At 37.7% G+C, this 23,369-nt stretch carries 21 protein-coding genes and 2 pseudogenes; 8 read left to right on the top strand and 15 right to left on the bottom strand.

Annotated features, from left to right (window positions below; genetic code table 11):
- Positions 1-29: 29 nt before the first annotated feature.
- The 5 genes from H7R46_RS09430 to H7R46_RS09450 form a co-directional block, all read right to left on the bottom strand.
- On the bottom strand, positions 30-386 hold the full coding sequence (locus tag H7R46_RS09430) for a hypothetical protein (protein WP_005069467.1): 357 nt from the start codon (positions 384-386) through the stop codon (positions 30-32).
- 81 nt (positions 387-467) lie between these two features.
- A complete protein-coding gene (locus H7R46_RS09435) occupies positions 468-1,400 on the bottom strand; it encodes a Dyp-type peroxidase (RefSeq protein ID WP_025466564.1) in 933 nt (310 codons plus the stop codon).
- 143 nt (positions 1,401-1,543) lie between these two features.
- Positions 1,544-2,326, bottom strand: coding sequence for a glutathione S-transferase N-terminal domain-containing protein (locus H7R46_RS09440; protein ID WP_080631103.1), 783 nt, complete (start codon positions 2,324-2,326; stop codon positions 1,544-1,546).
- Between the two features lie 21 nt (positions 2,327-2,347).
- Positions 2,348-2,854, bottom strand: coding sequence for a ribonuclease E activity regulator RraA (gene rraA / locus H7R46_RS09445; RefSeq protein ID WP_002117938.1), 507 nt, complete (start codon positions 2,852-2,854; stop codon positions 2,348-2,350).
- A 12-nt stretch (positions 2,855-2,866) separates the two neighbouring features.
- The gene (locus H7R46_RS09450) at positions 2,867-3,532 is read right to left on the bottom strand and encodes an NAD(P)H-binding protein (protein ID WP_005069473.1); all 666 of its coding nucleotides are present in this window, start codon (positions 3,530-3,532) and stop codon (positions 2,867-2,869) included.
- Between the two features lie 212 nt (positions 3,533-3,744).
- Between H7R46_RS09450 and rpsT the strand changes: the two genes are divergently transcribed.
- On the top strand, positions 3,745-4,011 hold the full coding sequence (gene rpsT / locus H7R46_RS09455; protein WP_005069476.1) for a 30S ribosomal protein S20: 267 nt from the start codon (positions 3,745-3,747) through the stop codon (positions 4,009-4,011).
- A gap of 57 nt (positions 4,012-4,068) precedes the next feature.
- Here rpsT and H7R46_RS09460 read toward each other — a convergent pair whose 3' ends face one another.
- Both H7R46_RS09460 and H7R46_RS09465 read right to left on the bottom strand, forming a co-directional pair.
- The gene (locus H7R46_RS09460; protein ID WP_002117975.1) at positions 4,069-4,803 is read right to left on the bottom strand and encodes a histidine phosphatase family protein; all 735 of its coding nucleotides are present in this window, start codon (positions 4,801-4,803) and stop codon (positions 4,069-4,071) included.
- Between the two features lie 57 nt (positions 4,804-4,860).
- Entirely contained in the window at positions 4,861-5,718 is an 858-nt protein-coding gene (locus H7R46_RS09465) for a 3'(2'),5'-bisphosphate nucleotidase CysQ (protein ID WP_005069479.1), read from the bottom strand.
- A 295-nt stretch (positions 5,719-6,013) separates the two neighbouring features.
- Here H7R46_RS09465 and H7R46_RS09470 point away from each other — a divergent pair, with 295 nt between their 5' ends.
- Positions 6,014-6,382, top strand: a complete 369-nt coding sequence (locus H7R46_RS09470) for a hypothetical protein (protein ID WP_005069482.1) — start codon at positions 6,014-6,016, stop codon at positions 6,380-6,382.
- A 59-nt stretch (positions 6,383-6,441) separates the two neighbouring features.
- Here H7R46_RS09470 and H7R46_RS09475 read toward each other — a convergent pair whose 3' ends face one another.
- The 7 genes from H7R46_RS09475 to H7R46_RS09505 all read right to left on the bottom strand — a co-directional run bounded on the left by H7R46_RS09475 (position 6,442) and on the right by H7R46_RS09505 (position 16,719).
- On the bottom strand, positions 6,442-7,101 hold the full coding sequence (locus H7R46_RS09475; RefSeq protein WP_031945299.1) for an SOS response-associated peptidase family protein: 660 nt from the start codon (positions 7,099-7,101) through the stop codon (positions 6,442-6,444).
- Positions 7,102-7,208: 107 nt separating this feature from the next.
- Positions 7,209-8,942 (bottom strand): ABC transporter ATP-binding protein, encoded by a 1,734-nt coding sequence (locus tag H7R46_RS09480; RefSeq protein WP_005069486.1) that lies wholly within the window; start codon positions 8,940-8,942, stop codon positions 7,209-7,211.
- A 12-nt stretch (positions 8,943-8,954) separates the two neighbouring features.
- Positions 8,955-10,097 carry an ABC transporter permease gene (locus H7R46_RS09485; RefSeq protein WP_005069489.1) on the bottom strand — a complete coding sequence of 381 codons (1,143 nt, stop codon included), beginning with the start codon at positions 10,095-10,097 and terminating at the stop codon, positions 8,955-8,957.
- A 7-nt stretch (positions 10,098-10,104) separates the two neighbouring features.
- The gene (locus H7R46_RS09490) at positions 10,105-11,043 is read right to left on the bottom strand and encodes an ABC transporter permease (RefSeq protein ID WP_182924193.1); all 939 of its coding nucleotides are present in this window, start codon (positions 11,041-11,043) and stop codon (positions 10,105-10,107) included.
- A gap of 12 nt (positions 11,044-11,055) precedes the next feature.
- The gene (locus H7R46_RS09495; protein ID WP_080631104.1) at positions 11,056-13,089 is read right to left on the bottom strand and encodes a M3 family metallopeptidase; all 2,034 of its coding nucleotides are present in this window, start codon (positions 13,087-13,089) and stop codon (positions 11,056-11,058) included.
- On the bottom strand, positions 13,090-14,913 hold the full coding sequence (locus H7R46_RS09500; protein ID WP_005069494.1) for an ABC transporter substrate-binding protein: 1,824 nt from the start codon (positions 14,911-14,913) through the stop codon (positions 13,090-13,092).
- 15 nt (positions 14,914-14,928) lie between these two features.
- Positions 14,929-16,719, bottom strand: a complete 1,791-nt coding sequence (locus tag H7R46_RS09505) for an ABC transporter substrate-binding protein (protein ID WP_080631106.1) — start codon at positions 16,717-16,719, stop codon at positions 14,929-14,931.
- A 131-nt stretch (positions 16,720-16,850) separates the two neighbouring features.
- On the opposite strand from H7R46_RS09505, the pseudogene H7R46_RS09510 reads away from it, so the two are divergent.
- The 6 genes and pseudogenes from H7R46_RS09510 to H7R46_RS09535 all read left to right on the top strand — a co-directional run bounded on the left by H7R46_RS09510 (position 16,851) and on the right by H7R46_RS09535 (position 22,808).
- Positions 16,851-16,972, top strand: a pseudogene (locus tag H7R46_RS09510) (hypothetical protein).
- A gap of 521 nt (positions 16,973-17,493) precedes the next feature.
- Positions 17,494-20,193: a TonB-dependent receptor gene (locus H7R46_RS09515; protein ID WP_086260897.1), complete on the top strand. Its 2,700-nt coding sequence runs from the start codon at positions 17,494-17,496 to the stop codon at positions 20,191-20,193.
- A 108-nt stretch (positions 20,194-20,301) separates the two neighbouring features.
- A complete protein-coding gene (locus H7R46_RS09520; protein ID WP_182924194.1) occupies positions 20,302-21,015 on the top strand; it encodes an energy transducer TonB in 714 nt (237 codons plus the stop codon).
- 43 nt (positions 21,016-21,058) lie between these two features.
- The gene (locus H7R46_RS09525; RefSeq protein WP_005069505.1) at positions 21,059-21,937 is read left to right on the top strand and encodes a MotA/TolQ/ExbB proton channel family protein; all 879 of its coding nucleotides are present in this window, start codon (positions 21,059-21,061) and stop codon (positions 21,935-21,937) included.
- 15 nt (positions 21,938-21,952) lie between these two features.
- Positions 21,953-22,375, top strand: coding sequence for an ExbD/TolR family protein (locus H7R46_RS09530; RefSeq protein ID WP_002118000.1), 423 nt, complete (start codon positions 21,953-21,955; stop codon positions 22,373-22,375).
- 19 nt (positions 22,376-22,394) lie between these two features.
- Positions 22,395-22,808: an ExbD/TolR family protein gene (locus tag H7R46_RS09535; RefSeq protein ID WP_002117898.1), complete on the top strand. Its 414-nt coding sequence runs from the start codon at positions 22,395-22,397 to the stop codon at positions 22,806-22,808.
- Positions 22,809-22,876: 68 nt separating this feature from the next.
- On the opposite strand, the pseudogene H7R46_RS19505 reads toward H7R46_RS09535, so the two are convergent.
- Positions 22,877-23,327: pseudogene (locus H7R46_RS19505) on the bottom strand (GNAT family N-acetyltransferase).
- Positions 23,328-23,369 lie beyond the last annotated feature (42 nt).

A 23,369-nucleotide genomic window follows, 5' to 3' on the forward strand; every position in this document is an offset into this window, starting at 1 on the left:
TTTTATATTTTTTAATCAATCAACTATGATTATTTATCACGCAAAAACAAAACATAATATTGATTTAAAATTTGTATAATCGCTTTGAGTTGAAGTAGCTTTTCTTGAGTATTTTCCAATCTTGCAACATAGCGCTGTGTTGCGATTTCTAAATCAATCTTTTCATTAATTTGTGGCGTAATTTGAAATAACTTTTGAAGATTATCAAAATTCTGTAATTTACGGTTTGAGAAATATTCAAGACGCTCTGACCACTTCTGATTAATCACTACATCATTAATGATAGGCCCACGTTCAGAATCAAATTTTAATTGATTCTCTTGCAAGTAAAGTTGTTCTGGCGTTTCTTTTGAGCCTTGAAAAAGCTGCGTTATCTTTTTAAACATTTCATCACATCATATTTATTTCAATTTAAATAATGGAAGTCATCTAGTCACTCCCATCATTTGAGTTTTCTAAACTAACGACTATTCATCGCCTAAATCATCAAGAAAATCTACAGTCGGTACAAAAAATAAAGTACCTGTTTGAGCAGTACTAAAGTCAAGTAACCGATCCAGATTACCATGCTCGTTACCTAAAAACATGTTCTCAAGCATTTGTCGGGTTGTACTAAATTTACGCGAGTAGCCAATAAAGAATGTACCATATTCATTTCTAGAAGGATTTGAAAAAGGCATATTAGCTCTCATAATTTTAAGTTCATTACCTTCTGCATCATGAGCTTTACTAACGACATTATGAGCCGTTAAAGGTTTTTCATCATCGCCGAGCTCAACATCATTGAACTTTTTACGGCCAATCACTTTTTCTTGTTCTTCGTCAGTTAATGAACGCCATTTATCCATATCATGTGTATATTTCTGGATAAAAGCATAACTTCCCCCGATAAAGTCAGGGTCTTCATCGCCTACTAATGCCCACTGTGCTGCAATAACAGGTTCAGGATTCTCTGTTCCATCCACAAAGCCAATAATTGCACGACCGTCAAAATAACGAAAACCATGAACTTCATCAATTGGATACGTTACTTTACCAAGCTGTTGATTAATTATATTACCTAGCTCGTAACATAAAGTCTGACGATCAGCACGTATATGAAAAAATAAATCACCCGGAGTTGAGACAGCCGTGTATTTGGGACCTCTAATTTCTTGAAATGGTTGTAACTCTTGAGGCTTGGATTGCTCTGGAAATAATATATCCCATGCATTTGAGCTAAAACCTAAAGTAGCATTAAATTTACTATCTGGATAACGATTAAAGAGACTTCTGGTTAGTGCTGAAAAATTAGCAGCAAAATCTTTTACTTTTTCTATTACAGAATCACCTTGAGCTAGTCCCAATACAATAAATAATGCATTTTCACCAGGAGCACTCGTTACAGGTTGAATTCTCATACATTCCATAAAATATGCCTTTTTAGGTATTTAAGTTTATTAATTTAGCATACTCATATTTTTTTCATACAACCTGTTAAGAAATCTGATGTTGATAAGAGTTTAAGGAAAACGCCTTAAACCCTTACTCAAATTAACCTTAATCAACGCCCATATTGCTTTTTTAAATACTTTACGATTTGAGCAGACTCAAACATCTTCACTCCCGTATTTGGGTCTACTAAGTATGGTACTTGCATTTTATCCTGCATAATCGGCAATAGCTTTTCTCTTTTTCCACCTTCTAAAGGTATGTATTTACCTGGTTTTAAGCGAAGAATAGCAGGTCCCATATCTTGCCATCTCTCTTTTGCCACATTATGCAAAATATATGGAAGCTCAAGTTCAGAGAGTAGACTTCTTACAATTCGTGAATACGGACTTGCTTCAAAACTCCATAACTCAAGTTTTTGTTCAGGTGCAGCTCTATCAACAATTTTTTTATTTATCCATATTCCGCGAGCTCCATTTAATATAGTTCCAGCAACTGCAACATAAGGCATGTTTGGGTAACTCGAAAATTTCTGCGGCGTTTTCCCTGTCTTACCATAATGTTTAAATAAATGATGAATAATATCCTGTGATTCATATAGCTGATCGCCAGTATTTTCATCAATTAAAAATGGAAACTGTAATTTACCGCCTTTTTCTTTTACAACTGAACGATACTTTGTTCCACCTTTAGGGCATGGATAAATTTCAACGTCCAGATTCAAAAGTGTAATCACTTCACGAACACGACGGCAAAATGGTGAACCTTCAAATTCATATAATTTCAAAGCCTTTGCAGGTTGTTGTGGAAATGCTGTTCCTGAAACACCTCTACCACCTTCAGCAATTGCAGATACAACTGCTTGAAGTACTTTAATTTGATGAATCACCATCATGCCTTCCTTTATATTAGAGAATTAGACTAATTTTTCTTTTGCTATCACAATCCCATTATTATCAGCATAGATAAAATCACCAGATTGAATTGTGACTCCACCAAAATACAAATTAATATCTACCTCACCAATGCCCTTACGATTACTTTTTTGTGGAATTGCAGCCAATGCATGTACTCCCAAATCTAAGGTCGCAAGTGCATCAACGTCTCGTACACAACCGTAAATCACTACACCATTCCAGTTGTTTTTAACTGCTGACTCAGCAATCAAATCACCCATGAGTGCACAGCGCATAGATGCACCACCATCCACAACTAATACTTTACCTGTACCATCTGTTGCCAATAACTCTTTTACACGTGAGTTATCTTCAAAGCACTTTACTGTTACAACCTGTCCCCCAAAAGTTTTACGAGCTCCATAACTTTGAAAGAACTTGCCATCCATTGATGGGATTACAACCTGTAAGTCTTTTTCAGGGTTATCATCTAATAAATCACATGTTACAAATGGTACTGTCGACACTTTAATACTCCCTTATCGAGTTTGTTGTATGCTCAGATTATCATATCGTTTAAAGGCTTCAATTTGCGTTAGCGCCGCTACGACCATCGTATGAGCCAATTGCTCCGCAGTTACTGGCTTATATTTGAATGGCTTTTGAAATTTATTCTCAATAAGTTTAAATAGACTCTGCCCTAAGTCTTCAATAAACCGTACATCGCTGCGTTTACCAATCAGTAAAGACGGTCTAAAAATAGATAGTTTTTCGAGTTCTAAGCTCTCAATATAATCCTCTAACTGTCCTTTCACTTTATTATAGAAAATTGGAGAGTTTGCATTTGCTCCAAGGGCACTCACTAGCAATAGATGAATGTGCTTATCTTGCACTAGATCTGCTAAATGAGCATTGATTTCATAATCCACAGCGTAAAAAGCCTGTTTTGAGCCTGCCACTTTTAATGTTGTTCCAAGACAGCTAAAAGCATGGGTATGGCCATTCACATCTTCATCATTGAGTAATAAAAAATCCTCTATAACGAGTTGAGTAACTTTTTTATATGTATTAAGTAGTTGTGATTCTTTTCTGACCACAACAGTAATCGCTTCGAATTCCAGTGTTTGCTCAAGCTGTTCGACAAGCGCTAAACCCACAAGTCCCGTAGCACCTATCACAATTGCTTTTTTAGTACTTATAGTCATTTTTTATCCAACCCTCTTCAAGTTTGTATCAAATTTAACCTTTTCTTACCGTTTTAGCAGCCCCTAAAACCGCTTAAAATGCTCGCAAGGCTTGACTTCACGGTGTTGATTCATCACAATATGGCACTTGTTTACGGGCTGGTGATGGTTACACCAGTTTACTGAATTGACCACAGCCCGCCCAGACCAACTTATTTTCAAGGAGTGCAAGAGTGGCAAACTCTGCTCAAGCTAAAAAACGTGCGCGTCAAAACGTTACAGCGCGTAAACACAACGCAAGCTTGCGTTCTATGGTTCGTACCTACATCAAACGTACTTTAAGTGCAATCGCTGGTGGTGATTATGCTATTGCTACAGAAGCTTACAAAAAAGCTGTTCCTGTAATCGACCGCATGGCTGATAAAGGCATCATCCACAAAAATAAAGCTGCTCGTCATAAGAGCCGTTTAAATGCTCAAGTTAAAGCGTTAGCTAACTAATTTGAACATGTAAAAAAAGCCCAATAGGGCTTTTTTTATTATCTATTGTTTTTGAGCTTATAGCACTTTATGAAATTTAGCTACATTCAGCTCATAGGCCTTTCCTCTCCAAATCCACTTTAATTTACAATTTGGAAACTCTTCACCTTCAAACCATACAAATAATCCTTCCATCATTTCCGGCCAGTCTTCTTTCTTAATTTTATTCTCACCAGAAATTACAGCAACAATTGCTGCAATAATCGTGTCATGACTCACGGCTAAACTAAGACCGCCTTTAGTTTTTGGATGAGTCCGGTAAATAAGCTCTAGTACATCTAAAACACCTGTAATGGGATGTTTCATACCAGGTAATGCATTATTTACAAAACTATTAATAAAACCTAAAGCACCCTGCTTTTTAAAATAAGGAGCAGCTTGTTGTATATCCAACACAAAGCTACCCGGTTCAACAAGTAGCCCTTGCTCAATAATTTCAATCGTATGAGTATTTGATTGGGGACTTACATCGTCAGCCCCTTCAATCATGAGTGCCGCCGTATCGACACAGCGTTGTATTGGACTTGAAATACAATGCTGAATAACACGATCTGTATTTTTGATTAAGTAATTACCCCATGCCTGCGCAAGCTCACGTCCTTGAGGAGTAAGTTGGAGATCATAACCAGCCAAGCCCTGCCCATCTACAAGTTCTCTTAAAGAATGGCGCGTAAATAAGGTTACAGGAGTTGAAGCATCGGGCAATAAATCAATTGCTTCAAACATACTTTTAGGCAATAAATCGAGTGCCATCTTTATCTTGTCATCTTTTTTCAATACTTTGCCACTATAACATGTCTGGCATAACTCTCAATCTATAACACCTGATTGGGCTAATGCTTCAAATGCTATTTTTTTGCTTTCCTGATCACGAAAAGCGATAAAGCCCTTATTTAAAACCGTGCTTCTTTGGTTATATTCAAAAGGTTTTCCATCAAGAGTAAGTAAACCACCGCCTATACTTTCTAAGAGACCTTGACCAGAACTGGTATCCCATTCAGAAGTAGGATGAAAGCGTGGGTAAATATCTATTTCACCTTCTAACATCATGCAAAACTTATAGGCACTCCCAGCTTCTCGTCGAATAATACGATGTTCTTTTTCTATAGGTTGAATAAATTTTTGGTATTTTGGATTTTTACTACCGTGACTAAGTCCTATTTGTATAGGTGCATCTAGCGAAGTTGAACTAACCTGATATTGATACCATTGTTGTTGGCTAAAGCTATATTTAAAAGGTAAATCTTGTAGATATCCTAAGTACACAACTTGTTCACATGGCACAGCAATAACTGAGAAAACAGTTTCTTTGCCGTTGATCAAGCTTAGATTGATCGTAAATTCATCACGTTCATGTATAAATTCTTTGGTTCCATCGAGTGGATCTAACATCCAACAAGTAGACCATTCATGACGGGCACTATAATCACTTTCTTCAGACAATACAGGCAACTCTGGAGTAATCTCTGCAAGATGCTTTAATAAAAATCTATTTACCTTTAGATCCGCTTGGGTTACAGGTGAATCATCTTGCTTTTCATGAATAGTAAACTCATAACCCGCAGAATAATTTTGATATTCTTCTAGTAAAATCTGACTCGCCTGTTCCAAAATAGGCAAAAGTTGATTAATTAAATTATCTTGTGGGCGCGTAGTTGTTATAAACATAAATATGCTCTACATAGTTTCACTTCCATTATAGGTGAATTATGAACAATTCTATATTCGCCAACAGTTTGATTTACTAAAATAGTAATTTATCCTAATCATTAGGATTGTTACTTTCCACCTATGCTATTTAGGTAATATAAATAATTTTAATATTTATAAAAGTCTTTATTCCGTACAAAAAATAATCTATAAGTTATGAAAAATAAACAACTTAAATCAGATTTATCCATTTCCTTTTCATATATTTCTTGGTATGTTCAAGGACACAATAACAAGATGGAAGAAAGTGCACATGATGCTATATGGATATCATTTCTCAACAATAGAACATAACTGGGAAGACCTTAAGCCCTTAAATGAGTTTCTACAAACATTTGCAGATGATGATGGTGATGTCTCAACACGAGATAAAGAATCACTCAAAGAAATCATAGCGAAATCTGATACAGCTTTGGCTCTCGCTAGAGAAATGGGTTGGGATGGTAGTTATACAGGCTGCCCTTATCTATTCTGGTTACCAAGTAAAAATAGCCAATCTTTTGAATATGGCTTTGTATTTAAACAGACCTCAGATAATACAACTTTTGTGATTTCACCCATTGAATTGAGCTATTTAGCTGAAGATTCCGAGGTACAAACATTAAGTAAAAATATTGAATAAGTGATATAGGTTATTGATTCAAATTTGAGATCAATAACCTCATCTTAATTTTAGATAGATTAGTCAAACATACTTAACTGTGGTGTCGGTTTTATAATTTTTTCTTTTGGTACATGAGAGCATTCAAACTCTTCAACTGGAAAACCTTCGATAAAGTTGGAAATATCAGGTGATTCTAAACTTAACCATTCATCTAGTCGGTCGTGTGGAATCACAATAACTGATCGTTTAACATCGCCCGGCTCGTGAAAGTCTTTCATCATTGGATGGTCTATAGCGTCCATGGTCAACATACTTGCAGAACGAATAATCGTTTCATTCATTTTGCAAATTTCGTAGATCGCTGCAATAAAAAAAGCCTGCCCATCTTTACGGCGTACACCCCACCGCTCAGGTTTATCATTTATATACTTACTTTCATAAAATTCGGTCACTGGAATCACACCAAATTTACATTTAAGTGCAGCTTCTTGAAAACTCGGTTTTTGGAAAATAGTCTCATGGCGGGCATTGTAGGTATGTTTTGCTATATTTGTATCTTCAGCCCATTTTGGAACCAATCCGAACATCACTTCACGCCACTCAAGCCCTTGTGGTGATTTAAATAATAGTGGCATTGTTCCTGCAGGATAAACCTCTTCGGCATAGCTAAAGCCGACCACAGGCAACTGAAGTTGCTGTAGTTGTGTAAGAGTTAAAGGTTTAAAATTGGCGCACATAGCAAGAATAAAATACTCTAAATTTACTTCTCTTATTTTATAAGCATTTACCACATAAACCAAATAAAAAGGCACTCGAAAGTGCCCTTAACGACATAACTGTACGCTCATGAAACGTGTTGAATCCCTTGAGGAATGGCCTGCAATAATCGTTTAGTATAATCATGTTGAGGATGTGCATAGAGTTCATCTGAATTGGCTATTTCTACAACCTCGCCATGATTCATGACCATGACCTGATCAGAGATATATTTCACAACCGATAAGTCATGCGAAATAAAGATATAACTAAGCCCAAACTCATCTTGCAAGTCTTGTAATAAGTTAAGTACCTGTGCCTGAACTGAAACATCTAGTGCAGAAACAGATTCATCACAAATTAAAATTTCAGGCTTTAGCGTTAAACACCGTGCAATGGCAATACGTTGACGTTGTCCACCTGAAAACTCATGTGGATATCGGTAGTAAGCTTGTTCAGGTAAATTGACTCGCTCAAGCAGTCCAAGGGCAATTTGTTTACGCTCTGCATCATCTTTACCAATGTTATGAATTTGCATAGGCTCTAATAAAATCTGCCCGATGGTAAAGCGTGGATTAAGAGACGCATAGGGATTTTGAAAGATGATCTGGATTTTCCGTTGATATTTAGCAAACTCTTTTTCAGTTAATGAAAGAATATCTTTACCTTCGATGAAAGCCTGCCCACCAGATGCCTGATGTAAGCGCATGAGTAATAGCCCAACAGTCGTTTTACCTGAACCTGACTCACCAACTAATCCTAAGGTTTTTCCTTTAGCCAGCTTAAAAGAAACACCTTTTACGGCTTGAAACTCTTCTTTACCAAATAGACCTTTACGGCTATAAAAGCTTTTTTTCAGGTCTTTTACTTCCAAAATGATTTGTTCATCGCCATTTAAACCACGTTTGCGCTCGGGAATTGCTGAAACATCAAAACTTTGTTCGACCAATACATCGTCTTCTTGACGCATAAAATCATTCGTTACAGGCAAACGATAAGGCCGTTGAGATATTTGCGGGCGGCAATATAACAAAGCTCTCGTATATACATCTTTAGGCTGTTCAAGGACCTGCTCAGCAGCACCTTGTTCTCTTATCTCGCCATGACGCATTACAATGACTTTATCTGCAATTTCACCGACCAATGCTAAATCGTGGGTAATAAAAAGCATCGACATTTGACGACGTTTACGCAATGACTCGAGTAAATCAATAATTTGCTTTTGGATCGTTACATCAAGTGCCGTAGTCGGCTCATCGGCAATGAGCAGTTTAGGCTCACACGCAATCGCCATAGCAATCATGACACGTTGCTGTTGACCACCCGAAAGTTGATTTGGGTAAGCGTCAATTTTAGTTTCAGGTGAAGGAATACCTACTTCTTTAAGCAACTCTAAAACGCGTTGTCGGGCCTGTTTACGGCTCAATCCCATATGCAAACACAACACTTCTGCAATTTGATTGCCAACCGTAAAAACTGGATTTAATGATGACATCGGCTCCTGAAAAATCATCGCAATATCTTTGCCACAAATTTTACGCATCTCTGTACGAGATAAGCTCAGTAAATCTTTGCCTTCAAATATAATTTTACTTTGCTCATCAATTTTACTCTGACCTACAGGCAGCAATCCCATAGTTGCCAAAGAAGTAACCGATTTACCACTACCCGACTCACCTACTAAAGCAACCGTAGTATTTGCAGGAATATCAAAAGTAATTCCTTTTACGGTTTCAATATATTGCTTATCTTCACCTTTAAAACTTACTCGTAAATTTTTAACATGCAGTAACGGCGCATTCTTATTTTCTTGTTCTAACATTTGACCTTCCTCTTATTTTAGCTTTGGATCTAACGCATCACGAAGTGCATCAGTAAACATTGAAAATGCCGTAACCAAAACAGCCATTGCGACAGAGGCTGCGACAAGTTGCCACCATTTACCTAAAAGAAGTTCACTTTGTGCTTCATTTAACATGCTTCCCCAAGACACTACGCCTACTGGTACACCAAAACCCAAGAAACTCAAGATGACCTCAGATTTAATGAAAGACACCACCAAAATTGACATCTGGACTAAAGCAATATGGCTGACATTTGGAAAAATATGAATGAATATACGGCGGAAGTGACCAACACCAATTGCTTTGGCAGCAAGAACGTACTCACGTGCAGTGTGTTTCATATATTCGGCACGAATTAATCGATAAACACCTGTCCAGCCCGTTAAACCCAAAATCAGAACAATAGATAGAATGCCTTTTTGTTGAAGTACTGCAGCAATCGCGAGAACTAATAACAAATATGGAATTGAGGTAAAAATGTTATAAAACCAGTTGAGAATATCATCAACCCAACCACCGAAATATCCAGAAATTGCGCCTAAAAGTGTACCAATTCCTACTGCAAGTAAAGCCGATATCACCCCAACAATAATTGAAGTTTCAGCACCTTTAATAGTTTTCTTTAAAACGTCCTGTCCCCATTTATCAGCTCCAAACACAAGGGTACTTTTCAGTTCTGCTTGTTGATCAAGTAAATGTCCTCCAAGTTGCTGATCGATCGCTTTCATATCATCGGCTAATGGGTCAACTACACCATAATAATCAATTGCACTTCCAGAGCTCTTTTCTTGTTTAATTTCAGCCTTAAGCTTATCAATTACATCTTTTAAAGGATCGACTGGATTTTCTGGTAACTCTTCTTCAATCGCTGCCGCCTTTTGCCCTGCATCTGTTGTCTTATCTGCCCCTATAAATGTAGGCGGTGCATAACTTACGGCTACCTCTTTATTCCAGTCAGATGCAATCACGCCCGTCATTGATAGAACCAAGATAATAAAATAAAGCAATACAATCACTAGCGATGACATTACGATCTTGTCGGCCCGAAGACGACGCATGGCAAGTTTCCACAGGCCAGATGAATGAGCTTCGGCTTTTGTTTGTTGTTTTCTTTTTGATAAAACGCTCAGCATAGCCCACCTACTTCAACTGTACACGTGGATCAACCACTTTGTAGACCAAATCGGCAATCAGGTTAAAAATCATGGTTGCAGCTGCGATGTAAACTGTAATTGCTTTAATAACAGGAAAATCACTCCGCTCAACTGCAATAATCACCTCTCGACCAATCCCGGGAATACCAAAAAAACGTTCAATTAAAAATGCGCCTATGAGCAATGCAGGTAAAGTTGACATCACATCGGTAATAATAGGAATTGAAGCATTACGTAGTACATGTACACCTAAGATTCGGGTTTCACCCACACCTTTAGCCCGTGCTGTTCGAACATAGTCCTGATTAATTTCATCAAGCACAAAGCTACGATATAAACGTAAAGTCGGTGCAATACTTACCACCAGCATGATTAGAATTGGTAGTAAGGCAAACTTAAATAAGTTATCAGTAAAGGTGTCGCTCCAGCCTTGCACAGGAAACCAACTTAGTTGATAAGCTAAAACATATTGAAAAACAATAATGTAAACTAAGATGCTGATTGACATGCCGATAGTACATAGCATCATCACCATACGGTCGGTTAAAGAACCACGTACCGAGGCAACAGCCAATGCCAAAATAATTGAAATAACCGTCTGTAAAATAGTCAGTGGAATTAGAAGCGTGAGTGAGGGTCCTAATCGGGTTAAAATAATTTGAGAAACAGGTTCGCCAGTACTCCAACTTGCACCGTAGTCAAAAGTGAGAATCTGCTTAATGAAAATCCAGAGCTGAACGTAATAAGGTTGATCGACACCTAACTGCTTACGAATGTTTTCGATCTGCTCAGGATTAGACATCTTGCCCGCTAAAATATAAGCAGGATCTCCACCTACCCAGTTAAAAAGAATAAAAATAAGTAAGACTACCCCCAACATAGTTGGAATCATCTGCCATAAACGCCGAATAACATATGCCAGCATAGTGATAATTCCTTATTTAACCCGTTGTCCGGTAATTTCGTTAAAGAATGCTTTATTGTCAGGATCACGACCGAGAAAATCTTTAACTAATTCAGCTGCTGGTTTTTGGCTACCTTGCGATAAGATCGTTTGACGGTAACGTTGCCCTACTTGTGGGTTATTAAGGTTATCCCCATAAGCAGAAAGCATGTCTAAAGCTAGAACCTCAGACCACATATAGCCGTAATAACCTGCTTGATAACCGCCCATCAAATGCCCAAACTGTCCAGGAAATTCTGTTGTTGGTACATATCCCAAGGCTGTAGCTGCTTCCATTTTTTGCCAATTTTCTAAAGGTTTTACTTTTAATGCATCGGCAGTATGCAACGACATATCGTACTGTGCATAAAGAGTCTGACGTGCATAACGTAAGCCACGACCATAGTTATGTACTGCTTTTAATCGGGCAATTAACTCATCGTCAACACGTGGGCAGGCTGGATCGCAATAATCGGCCACTTTAGATAAAGTTTCTTTACGGCGTGCCCACTCTTCATACATTTGAGACGGCGCTTCTACAAAATCACGTTCTACGGATGTTCCTGACTGACTGGTATAGCGGGTATTTGACAAAATGCCGTGTAAAGCGTGGCCAAACTCATGAACAAAAGTTTCAAGCTCATCGCTATTTAGCCCTTTACGATTAAAGTTCGTGACTAGTGCTGAAACTGGTAAGCGGTTTGTTAATGTACTACCACCATATACTCCCCAAACAGCGGCATGGCCATACTTCCCTTCACGAGGGAATTTATCCATATATAAGCCACCAAGGAGTTTTCCTGTCTTCTTATCAACTACATCGTAATATTCAACTTCGTCCTGCCATGCTTTAACTTTGACAGGTTTAAAATCAATACCATAAAGGTCAGATGAAATAGCAAACAACCATTTTTGAGCAGCTAAAGTTGGGAAATAATCACGAAGTTTTTCCTGATCGATCTGATATTTACTCTTACGAAGCTTTTCACTCCAGTAAGCTTCACTCCAACGTGTGATCTCGGTTTTTTCTAATGGTGTTTTTAATGTTTGTGCTTTAAATTCACGGAGTTCTTCTACTTCTTTACGTTCAAGTGGCGCTACCGTTTTTTGGACTTCTGCTAAAAATTGATTTACAGCCTCAGGCGTTTTAGCCATACGGTCTTTTAAAACCCAATCTGCATAACTTGCTTTTCCAAATAACTGAGCAAGCTCATAACGCAAATCAATTACCTGTTTAAGTAGTTTTAAATTTTGTTCAGTACCCCGTCGCGTAAAGGCAATTTGATATCTTTTTCGGGCATCATCATTATCTGCCAACTCCATAAAAGGACGATATTCCGGATATTCAAAACCTAATAAATAGTTGCCTTTAGCATTTTTCTTTAATGCTGAAATATAACTTTGAGGTAAGCCTTTCATCTCTTCAGGAGTAAACTCAAGTTTCTCTGGATTATCACGGACGTTACGGGCATATTCTTGTTCTAGTTTAGTCAGCTCATCCAGAATAGCTTTCATTCGTGCACGCTTTACTGGCTCAAGTTGAACACCTGTGTCTTCAAACTGATCTAGAATATCTTGACGATATTTTTGGTCTATCGGATCAGTAGCTTTGGTATTCTTAATGACGTTATATAATTTTGAATTTTGAAATATATCAGTATGAAACTGATTAATTTTGATTTCACAGTCTTCTGCTGCCTTACGTAACTTTGCATCTGGGTCTACGTTACTATATAGACTTATAGGACCTGAGAAATCTTCAAAATGCGCAAAAACTTTATCCCATTTTGCCAATATAGGTGCCGCTGCTGCATTATCTTTAACAGGTGTTTTTTCAAAATTTGAAATCTCTTTCTGAATCTTTTTTAAATTCGCATTACACCATGCTGGAAGTTGTTGTGCTTTAAGTAATGGCAAAATAGGACGTGTTGTCTCTGCCGTTGCAAACTGACTTACACCTATGGTCAACATACATAAGGTTGTCATTTTCAGTGCATTATTTTTCATCATATCTCCAATTTTTTTCATTTAATGATTAGATTTAGTATTTGTATCAATATCGAAATACATCCACTCTGCATGTAAAATTGGATGCTTCTTATATCCAATGATTTTTGGTTGAGCCAGCATATTCCGGTAGCGTGCATATGAGATTTGAACAGACATATACACTTCTAATAACCGTGTCATTTTTCGATAAAGTGCATCTCTCTCAGGACCTGCTTGCATTTGTTGCGTTTGGCGATACAACTGATCAAACTCTGGAATAGAACCACAAGACCAGTTCGTCATATGTGTATTAGGTCCATAAAAATTCTGCATAAAATTATCCCCATCTGGATAATCGGCTATCCATGCAGAAGACCCGAACATCCCGTCGCATTGTTTTTGCGCACGAATAAGATCTGCAAAGAGCATGGGTTTAAAGACCATACGGATATTCAAACTATCAAAATTTTTTTTCCACAGCTCAGCGCTTTGCTGACCAATACTGTCACTACGCGCCATATATTCAATGACAAGTGGTTTTCCGTCTGGTTGCGTACGCCAACCTGAGGCATCTTTTTTATAGTGATATCGATCTAATAGTAAATTTGCTGCTTTCACCGAATATGGGGTACTGGTTCTGTATTGAGGATCATTACCCACTACACCTGGTGGAATTGGAAAATGTAGACGCTGTGCATCATCATTTCTTACTAGTTTAATTTCTTGATCTATCGAACGAGACATCGCAATCGCACGGCGTAAAGCAATTTTCTCTTTACTCATTCCCCCAACAACTGGATTTTTAAGATTCCAATAAATATAGCTAATTTCGGGGTCAACAATGCGAGATAACTGCACACCTTCTTTAGCAAGTTCAGGTCTTAGTTTGCCGTCTTTAACCGCTTTTGCGACCAGTTGGCCTTCAAGCTGAAATATATCAACCTCACCACGCTGAAATGCTAGCCACCGCGATTGGTTTTCTTCCATTACCTGAATATCAATTGTGCCGATTTGAGGCATTTTTTTACCTTTAAGTCGCTTCACAATTGCCTGATCTTCAGGGCTGCTGGCATTAAAGTTCCAAGTAAAGCCGCGATAATCAGGATTCGCTTTTAAAACAATGCGCGATGCTGGTACCCACTTGCTCAACACATAAGGACCTGTACCTACAGGGTGGCCCATTACATAACCGGCTTTGTCTTTATACTTTTCGATGACTTCACGTGCCACTGCACCTGTCGGGTCATGGGCGAGTAATAAAGGAAAGTTATAGTCTGGCTTAACTAAACGAATCACCAAAGTGTATTTATCAGGTGTTTGTAAACCACTTACCTTTTGATCATAGTTAAATTTTCCGGACTTATTGGCTGCTTTGACTAACGCATCCATACCTTCAATTTTGTTTTCTAATAGCCAGCTATTTGGAGAGCGCAGATTCGGGTCCAATAAACGCTTAAAAGAATACGCATAATCATTGGCTGTTAATTCTCTAGGTTTGCCTTTAAAAACAGGGTCTGGCGTAAAATAAATTCCCTTTTTAATGCGAATGGTATAGGTCAAACCATCAGCACTGACTTCTGGCATAGCAGTTGCTATTTGCGGAATAAGCTTTGCCGGCCTTGCTAAATAATCATAGGTATATAGAGTTTCAAATATCGATGTGGTTACATGCGCAGAATATAAATCATGGATATAAGCCGGATCGAAACCTGTCTCAGCTGTTGGAAATACATAACGTAAAACTTTATTCGGATCGGCTGGGCTTTTCGCAAAAATACTTGTAGATCCCGTTAAGGCCATACTAGCGAATAGCAAGCTGATACTACAGTGCTTGAGCTTTTGTTTTAAATTTTCAGTCATCATGATCTTTATCTAAAATTATTTTTTAATAGGAGTAATATCAAGATATTGCCAGTTTGTATTCATCATAGGATGGGGTTTAAAACCTTGAACTTGTGGCCGTACTAACCAGTTACGAATTCGAGTTACATGAACAATCCATGGGTTATCAGCTTCAATCTGGCGATTGAGCTTTTCATAATATGGTAGACGTTGTTGCGGTGGTAAATGAATGGCCTGAGTATAAAGAGCGTCATATGTTTTAGACTGATAACAAGCATGGTTTCCCTGTCCAGCATTTGGTCCATAAAGCAACTGTGCAAAATTATCTCCTTCAGGATAGTCAGCAATCCATGCCCCACTCCAAATCATATATTTACATTGAGTTGCGGCTTTTAAGTTATCTGCAAAATTACTTACCTTAAAGTCAGCTCGAATGCCAATTGCATCCAGATTCTTTTTCCAGAGTTCTGAGTGGATAACTGAGGCCGAGCTATTTTCTGTATTGATTTTTAAAATCAAAGGTTTCCCGTTTGGCTGGGTTCTATAACCATCAGCACCTTTTTTATAACCATAATAATCAAGTAATTTATTTGCTAGCAGCGGGTTATATCCTAAGCTACTTTTATATTTCGGATTATAGCCATTCACACCTTCAGGTATAAACATTTCAGCCCGAACAGCTTGCCCTTTATAAGCCTGTTTTATACTTTCTTTTTGGTTGTACGACAAAGTAATTGCTCTACGAAGAGCGATCTTTTCTGGGCTAAAACCACCAATCACCGGATCACGCATGTTCATCATCGTATAGGTAATTTCAGGTTCCTTATATGGGAAGTGTTTAATTCCTCTCTTCTTAAAAGAAGCTTTAAGCTGATTTCCATCTAAAGCTTGAGGAACTGCACTCGCTGTAAGTTTGTCAAAGTCGAGTTGACCCGACTGGAAAGCTAACCATCTTGACTGCTCTTCTTCAATAATACTGACTACCACCTTTCCAATTTGTGGCATTTTCTTTCCAGACATTTCCTTAACAAGCTGGTTATCCCAAGGTGTTCCTGTCGACTTAAAGTTCCAGACAAAACCACGATAATCAGGATTAGCAATCAACTCGACCTTACTTCTTGGTACATACTTACTTAACATGTAAGGGCCTGTACCTACGGGATGCATACCAATACGGTCACCGTAATAATCGACAACCTCTTTAGCAACTCCGCCAAATGCAATATAGGCAAGAATATAAGGGAAATTATAGTCTTGGCGAGTTAAGGTAAATTGTAAAGTATATCGATCAAGTGCTTTGACTCCTGCAATTGGAGCAGCATAATCAAATTTTCCAGTTTTCTTTGCTTGGGCTACAACCGCATCGGCACCTAGTAACTTACCATCAATGAATGAAACAGACGGTGCTCTATTTTTAGGATCTAGAATACGTTTAATTGTATAGACGTAGTCTTCGGCTACTAGCTCACGGCGTTTACCTTTAAAAGCGGGATCATTAGTAAAATAGATACCTGGCTTAATTTTAAAAGTATACACTTTACCGTCTTGTTCCACTTTGGGCAGGCTCTCTACTGTATAGGGAGCTAACTGTAATGGGCGTGCCAGATAGTCATATTTAAGTAAAGGCTCAAAAATTGCCTCAGCAATATTAGCACTATAGAAATTGGTAGTTTTAACCATATCGAAGCCATCATCCGGGGCTTCATAGGCAACATGCAAAATTTTGTTTGGTTGCGCTGGCGTAATTGCGTAAGCACAAGGAACAGATGTAATAGCCAGACTTAAAATGGCGAGCTTAAAAAATTTTAATTTCAAGTTCATACCCACGTAATTAGTTTTTTAAAAGATATTATCCTTTTGAGTAACATCTAAATCTGCATAAGAAAAGTTCTTTTTCAACAGATAAGCCTATTTAGGTTTAATTCTTTACTTTTCTATGAGCATTTTTATTTGAACAAATGGAAAAACAAAGTCAAAAACCCAATCTTTTGTAACTACTGAAAATAAAGCGAATTTCATGCCATTTATTAATATTCATCACAAAATAATTAATAATATTAGAAATTCATATTTTTATTAGGTACTTAAAATGGTTTGAACTATATAAATAAAAGTAACTTTTTGCCAAATATTATATTTGCATATGTTAATCATCTAATACCTTAAATGCACAAATAAAATACATTAATGACACATTATGATTCATATTAAGACAAGCCAAATTAACAAATAATTATAAAATAATGAATTGATTTTAAATAAAAAATATAACAAAAACCGGCATTATAAATAGTATAACATTACATATAAAAAGGTTCTAAAACGATACATTTTTATCTATTAAGCATGTGAAGAGTCCAGTAATGTATATTTTTTATACAAAAAAAATTTGAAACTTTTGGCCAGCGTTCAAAAATTTTCCAAACGGAAAATTTATTTTTATTTAATAAAAGATGAACCTTTGTTCTGAACCATAATAAAATCAATATATATCAATATTTTGCATAAACTAAAAAAAGAAAAATATATAGTTGGCACTTGCTTTGCTTAAAAACTTTCCAGCAATATCGCTAACGACAACAAAAAGGGATCAAATCCACGATGAAAAAAAAATACAATGTTCGATCTCAGGCAACCCCCAAGATCAGCAAAACAATTCTTAAATTAAGCACCCTTAGTTTAAGTATGATGTGTCTTACCCTGGCACAGGCAGCAGAAACTGAACAATCAAGTAGTGATGAAAAACCAACAAAAGTCGTAAAAGTTGCCGTTACAGGTTCTTCAATCAAAGGAGTTGCAGCACAAAGTGCTTCACCTATTACCATTATTAAAGGCGAAGATCTCGCAAATGCTGGCGTTACTACAGTTGAAGAGGCATTAACCCGTGTAAGTTCAAATCAGGCAGGTTTTTCAACTGACCAGAATGTGGGTGCCAGTAATACCGATGGTTCTACCGCTAACCTTCGGGGTTTAGGTAGCGATAAAACACTCGTTTTACTTAATGGACGACGCCTCGCAGCGAACCCTTTTGGTACTTCCACCGTAAACCTAAATATTATTCCTTTAGCAATGATTGATCGTATTGAAGTTTTACGTGATGGTGCCTCAGCAGTTTATGGTGCCGATGCTGTTGCAGGGGTTATTAATTTCATTACAAAAAAAACATATCAAGGTGTGGGTATTAGCGCAGGCTTGTTACAACCAGAACACAAAGGTGGTGACAAACAAGATATTTCTATCTTTGGTGGCTATGGCGACTTAGATGAAGATGGTTTTAATATTTTCGGTGTTGTAGATTATCGTCGTACTAACGGCATTATGGCAAAAGACCGAAAAATTTCTGAACGTGGCGGAGTATTACCAGAACTCGGTCTTGATGGACGCTCTGCTAATGCGTTTACCTCAAATTTTTATGATCCTATATCTGGAGTTTCTGGAAATCCCTATGCTCAAAATGGTCAATGTTTGGGCCCCACAGAGTCAGCAGAAGAGGGATTCTGTTATGCAAATACTCAAGCTTTGATAGGTATCAAACCTGACGTAGAAAACGTTTCTGTTTTAGGACGTGGTACATTCAAAGTTAATGATAATTTAAATGCTATTGGTGAATATATTTATTCACGTAGTGAAGTTATCACTTCTGTTGCTCCAGATCCTTTTAGCCGTAGCAATCTTTCAACTCGCGTCACCCTTCCAAGTGATAGTCCATATTATCCAGGTAATGGTATTGTTCCTAGCGTTAATGGGTTAAGTGGTGCCCCCCTAGAACTCTATTTACGCTCACATGCTGGGAACCGTATAGCTAAATCAATTAATGAATCACATCGGCTTTTTGCTGGTCTGGAAGGTGACGTATGGGGATGGGATTTAAACACAGGTATTACCTATGCAAAAAGTGAAGCCTCAGATAATTTCGTTACTGGTCAATTAAATAAGACTAAATTACAAGATGCCTTAAATAACGGAACATTAAACCCATTTGGTGAAAGTAGTGATCCTAATATCTGGAACAGTTTATCAGTTAAAGGAAAATATAATGAAGCAACTTTAGAATCCACTACTGCTGACTTCAGTATTAGCCGTCCTATTTTTACTTTACCTGCTGGTGAGGTTGGTTTTGCTTTAGGAGGCAGCTTTACTAATCAAGATTGGAAACAACATATTAATGCAGATTTAGTCCGTCAAGCTCCTAGTAGTGGTACAGACCCTAGTAAACCTGATAATTCTGGCGACCGAGACATTACCTCTGCATTTGCAGAATTACAATTACCTATAACCAAAACGATCGAAGCACAACTTGCAGCTCGTTACGATGACTATAGTGACTTTGGCGATACTTTTAACCCTAAATTCGCGATCCGTTGGGAGCCATTAAAACAACTCATGTTCCGTACCTCATATAGCACAGGTTTCCGTGCACCAAGCCTATATGAGATTAATGCGGCTCAAAGCAAAACTTATACTGGTGCAAAATATAATGACCCACTTTACTGCCCAGGCGGTGAGGTCGTAGAAGGGAAAAATAAAAATGACTTTTGTAATACTCAATTTATGAAATTACAGGGAGGCTCAAAAGATTTACAACCAGAAGAATCAAAATCATTTACTGCTGGCTTTGTTTTCGAGCCAATTAAAAACCTTGTACTAACGGTTGACTATTTCAATATTAAAATTGACGACCTGATTGCTCAGGTGGGAGAAGCCACAATCTTTGGAGAACCTGAAAAATACTCTGCTCTTTTTGTAAGAAATGCTGATGGTACTATCGACTATATAAAAACCAACTTATTCAACTCTGGTGGTATGAAAACAGAAGGTTTTGATATTAGTCTGAATTATTTAACTCCAATGACATCCACTGGCCGTTTTGGCTTTGGAATTGATGGGACTTATGTATCCAAACTAGATTATCGCGACTCAAAAAGTGAGCCATGGACAGGACAGGTTGGCCTATATGAAGACCCTGCTGTTGTCCGATGGAAACACACAGCTAATATTAACTGGGCATATGAAAATTGGAGACTAGTTTTTGAACAACAGTTTGTACGTGGTTACGATGATCAAAATCAGATAGGTGAAGAACAATATGATCATCACAAAGTTAGTGATTATACCCTCTACAATATTTCTGGTACCTATAAAGGCTTTAAAAATCTTGAGCTAACAGCGGGTATTAAAAATATTTTCGATGAAGACCCATCTGCTTCAAACGTTTTAGATAATTTCCAATACGGATATGACCCTCGGTATGGTGACCCAACAGGACGTACATACTATTTACGTGGTACATACAAGTTCTAATTGGTTATTTTGCAAACACGACTTTAGACATCGTGTTTGCAGACCGAATACTCACCCTTAGTCAAACATTAATTTAAGAATTGTTTGTCTCAAGTTTCAGGAGTAACTATGGGCATGACTTTTACAGACATAGAAAATAAATCTGCCAAACGCCTAATTGGTATTGCTGCAGTTATTTTTCTGCATCTTCTTGTTGCCTATATTCTGATGTCAGGTTTAGCAAACAATATTCAAAAACCAGCAGAAAAACCTGTGGAATTACAAATTATTCAGGATATTAAGCCGCCTCCTCCACCAAAGCCGGAAGAGCCGAAACCAAAGGAAAAACCGCCTGAGTCACCAAAAATGGTAGAAAAAGTTGCCAAGGTTCCTGAGCCGCCTAAACAAGTAGAGAAAGTAGCAACACCGGTACAAAAAACGACACCAGTGGCTCAACCGACTAAAGCGGCTACCCCAGCTCCTGCGGCACCTAGTACCCCATCTCCAAGCCCTGTTGCCGCACCTGCTCCAGTGGCTGCTGCGCCGGCACCAAAACCAGCTGGTGTAAGTCGTGGTGTTTCAGAGGGTTCTGCTGGCTGTGAAAAACCAGAATATCCACGAGAAGCACTTATGAATGAAGAACAAGGGACAGTGCGAATACGTGTTTTGGTTGATACATCCGGCAAAGTTATTGATGCCAAAGTAAAAAAATCGAGTGGCAGCAAAATTTTAGATAAAGCGGCAACTAAAGCTTACAGCTTATGTACCTTCAAACCAGCAATGAAAGATGGTGTACCTCAGCAAGATTGGTATGAAATTGAATATCCATTTGTAATTGAATAAACAATTGAATTAGCAAGAAATTAAAAAATATTGGAGATATACGATGAAAAAATCAACTCAACCGTTAGTTCGTTTCGCTTCTGCAAGTCTAATCGCAGCTTGCTCGTTACTTCCATTAAGCTCAGTTTTCGCAGAAGAAACAAGCAATACTCCTGTGGCCACAGCAACTACTGAAACTACATCAAGTACAAATACTCCAACTCCACCACCGAAACCCGCAACGAGTGAAACTGTTAAAAACCCTTATGGCCTAGAAGCCCTTTGGCGCGAAGGAGATTTAGTTGCTAAGTCTACCTTATTTATATTAGTACTCATGTCGATTGGAACTTGGTACATCATCATCTCTAAACTATTGCAGCAAGGTAAAGTCAAACGCCAAGGCAAAGAAGCTGAAAAACACTTTTGGGAAGCGACTTCCCTTGATAATGCTGCAGAAGGTTTAGAACAAAGTAGCGCTTATCGCTTTATTGCAGAAAAAGGCATTAATTCAACTAAATCACATGGCGGTTCTTTACTTGAACGAATCGATTTTAATACATGGGTGAGTATTTCAATTCAACGCGCAATTGAGAAAATACAAAATCATTTAGGTGGTGGTTTAGCCTTTTTAGCAACGGTAGGTTCTACTGCACCATTTGTTGGACTTTTTGGTACTGTATGGGGAATTTATCACGCATTAACAGCCATTGGTATCTCAGGTCAAGCATCTATTGATAAAGTTGCAGGCCCCGTTGGTGAAGCTCTCATTATGACAGCGATTGGTCTTGCAGTCGCAGTACCTGCTGTACTTGGTTATAACTGGCTTACACGCCGTAATAAAGCCGTTATGGAAAATGTTCGCTCATTTGGTTCAGATTTACACGCGGTTTTATTAAGTGGAGAAATTAATACCAATAATTCAGTTAATCGCAGTATTAAATAATCAGGAGCAAACATTATGGGTATGAGTGTTGGTTCTGAAGATGATGACGAAATGATTGGCACAATTAACACGACACCTTTGGTTGATGTCATGTTGGTTTTACTTATTATTTTTCTTATTACTATTCCGGTAGTCACACATACGGTTCCAGTGAAACTACCAGAAGAAAAAAATACGCCGTACGCAACCACGCCTGAAAATATTCAACTCTCAGTAAATAAGAAAGGCGATATTTTCTGGAACGAAAGTTATGTGCCTAGTAAAGAGATATTGCTGGCAAAACTTCAAGCAGTTGCACAAAAAAGGCCTCAGCCAGAAGTTCATATTCGGGGTGATCAGCTTACCCATTTTGAAGCAATAGATCAGGTCATTAGTACGACCAAAGAAGCTGGTATTGGCAAAATTGCTTTTGTTACTACCCCTCCAGCCTCCCCGTAATTAACTTAAGGAGAATTTTATGGGTATGAATGTCGGTTCAAATAATGATGACGATGTGATGTTAGAAGTCAACATGACACCTCTTATTGATGTCATGTTGGTACTTATTATTATGTTTATTATTACCATACCTGCACCAAACAACGCGATTAATATTAATTTGCCAAATGGTACACCGCCACCAACAAATGAAAAGCCACCTGAAGTGATTGATGTAAGAATTGATGCGGTAGGTAAAGTATTTTGGAATAACCAAGAGGTTTCTGACCGAAAGGCGCTAGAGACTTTATTTCAAGGTGTTGTTGCTAAAAAAGATCAAGACCAGATCAAACTCAAACCAGACCAGATGGCTGAATATAAGAATGTAGCGATGGTCATGGCTACTGCACAACGTTTAGGTGTCACTAAAATTGGAATTGTGAGCAGTAACTAATATTGCTTTTCAATATATTTAATTCTATTAACTCCTGCGCTAACTTGAATCTCCAGTTAGCGTTTTTTTTAATTAGAAATATTCAACTCTAAAATAATATCTCCACACTCATCATGTTCTCCAGTTTCTCGGAAACCCATTTTTTTATAAAGTTTTCCAGCAATGTTATTAGAAGATTTATACATCGTTCTAATTCGTTTAGCTCCTTTTGCGGCCATTTCATCAATTGCCATTTGCAATGCCGTGGTACCACAACCTTTAGCCTGATTATTTGCATCAATCATAAAACGAAACAACCAAAATAATGTCTCATCAGGTGGATCAACTTCGACACAATACATTAAAAATCCAATGACTTTATCATCCGAAAAAAATCACTCTTGGACAGTAATGTTCTTCCACTTTAGACTCAGCAATAGAATATACATTTGGTGCAACATAATCTTTTTGAGATTCATCCAATGATAATCTTGCACATAGAATCCAATTCTCACGATCAAGATCTTTTAGACTAATCAAATTCAAAACCTTTTAGCTATAAATCTATATCCTATAAGCACA

The organism is Acinetobacter sp. BEC1-S18-ESBL-01 (assembly GCF_014169935.1).
GTDB classification, from domain to species: Bacteria; Pseudomonadota; Gammaproteobacteria; order Pseudomonadales; family Moraxellaceae; genus Acinetobacter; species Acinetobacter pittii.

What these genes read in the sequence shown, in the direction of transcription:
- H7R46_RS09430 (WP_005069467.1), bottom strand. Translation starts at nt 386, where the DNA reads ATGTTTAAAAAGATAACGCAGCTTTTTCAAGGCTCAAAAGAAACGCCA.
- H7R46_RS09435 (WP_025466564.1), bottom strand. Translation starts at nt 1,400, where the DNA reads ATGAGAATTCAACCTGTAACGAGTGCTCCTGGTGAAAATGCATTATTT.
- H7R46_RS09440 (WP_080631103.1), bottom strand. Translation starts at nt 2,326, where the DNA reads ATGATGGTGATTCATCAAATTAAAGTACTTCAAGCAGTTGTATCTGCA.
- H7R46_RS09450 (WP_005069473.1), bottom strand. Translation starts at nt 3,532, where the DNA reads ATGACTATAAGTACTAAAAAAGCAATTGTGATAGGTGCTACGGGACTT.
- H7R46_RS09460 (WP_002117975.1), bottom strand. Translation starts at nt 4,803, where the DNA reads ATGGCACTCGATTTATTGCCTAAAAGTATGTTTGAAGCAATTGATTTA.
- H7R46_RS09465 (WP_005069479.1), bottom strand. Translation starts at nt 5,718, where the DNA reads ATGTTTATAACAACTACGCGCCCACAAGATAATTTAATTAATCAACTT.
- H7R46_RS09470 (WP_005069482.1), top strand. Translation starts at nt 6,014, where the DNA reads ATGATGCTATATGGATATCATTTCTCAACAATAGAACATAACTGGGAA.
- H7R46_RS09475 (WP_031945299.1), bottom strand. Translation starts at nt 7,101, where the DNA reads ATGTGCGCCAATTTTAAACCTTTAACTCTTACACAACTACAGCAACTT.
- H7R46_RS09480 (WP_005069486.1), bottom strand. Translation starts at nt 8,942, where the DNA reads ATGTTAGAACAAGAAAATAAGAATGCGCCGTTACTGCATGTTAAAAAT.
- H7R46_RS09485 (WP_005069489.1), bottom strand. Translation starts at nt 10,097, where the DNA reads ATGCTGAGCGTTTTATCAAAAAGAAAACAACAAACAAAAGCCGAAGCT.
- H7R46_RS09490 (WP_182924193.1), bottom strand. Translation starts at nt 11,043, where the DNA reads ATGCTGGCATATGTTATTCGGCGTTTATGGCAGATGATTCCAACTATG.
- H7R46_RS09495 (WP_080631104.1), bottom strand. Translation starts at nt 13,089, where the DNA reads ATGAAAAAAATTGGAGATATGATGAAAAATAATGCACTGAAAATGACA.
- H7R46_RS09500 (WP_005069494.1), bottom strand. Translation starts at nt 14,913, where the DNA reads ATGATGACTGAAAATTTAAAACAAAAGCTCAAGCACTGTAGTATCAGC.
- H7R46_RS09515 (WP_086260897.1), top strand. Translation starts at nt 17,494, where the DNA reads ATGAAAAAAAAATACAATGTTCGATCTCAGGCAACCCCCAAGATCAGC.
- H7R46_RS09520 (WP_182924194.1), top strand. Translation starts at nt 20,302, where the DNA reads ATGGGCATGACTTTTACAGACATAGAAAATAAATCTGCCAAACGCCTA.
- H7R46_RS09525 (WP_005069505.1), top strand. Translation starts at nt 21,059, where the DNA reads ATGAAAAAATCAACTCAACCGTTAGTTCGTTTCGCTTCTGCAAGTCTA.
- H7R46_RS09530 (WP_002118000.1), top strand. Translation starts at nt 21,953, where the DNA reads ATGGGTATGAGTGTTGGTTCTGAAGATGATGACGAAATGATTGGCACA.
- H7R46_RS09535 (WP_002117898.1), top strand. Translation starts at nt 22,395, where the DNA reads ATGGGTATGAATGTCGGTTCAAATAATGATGACGATGTGATGTTAGAA.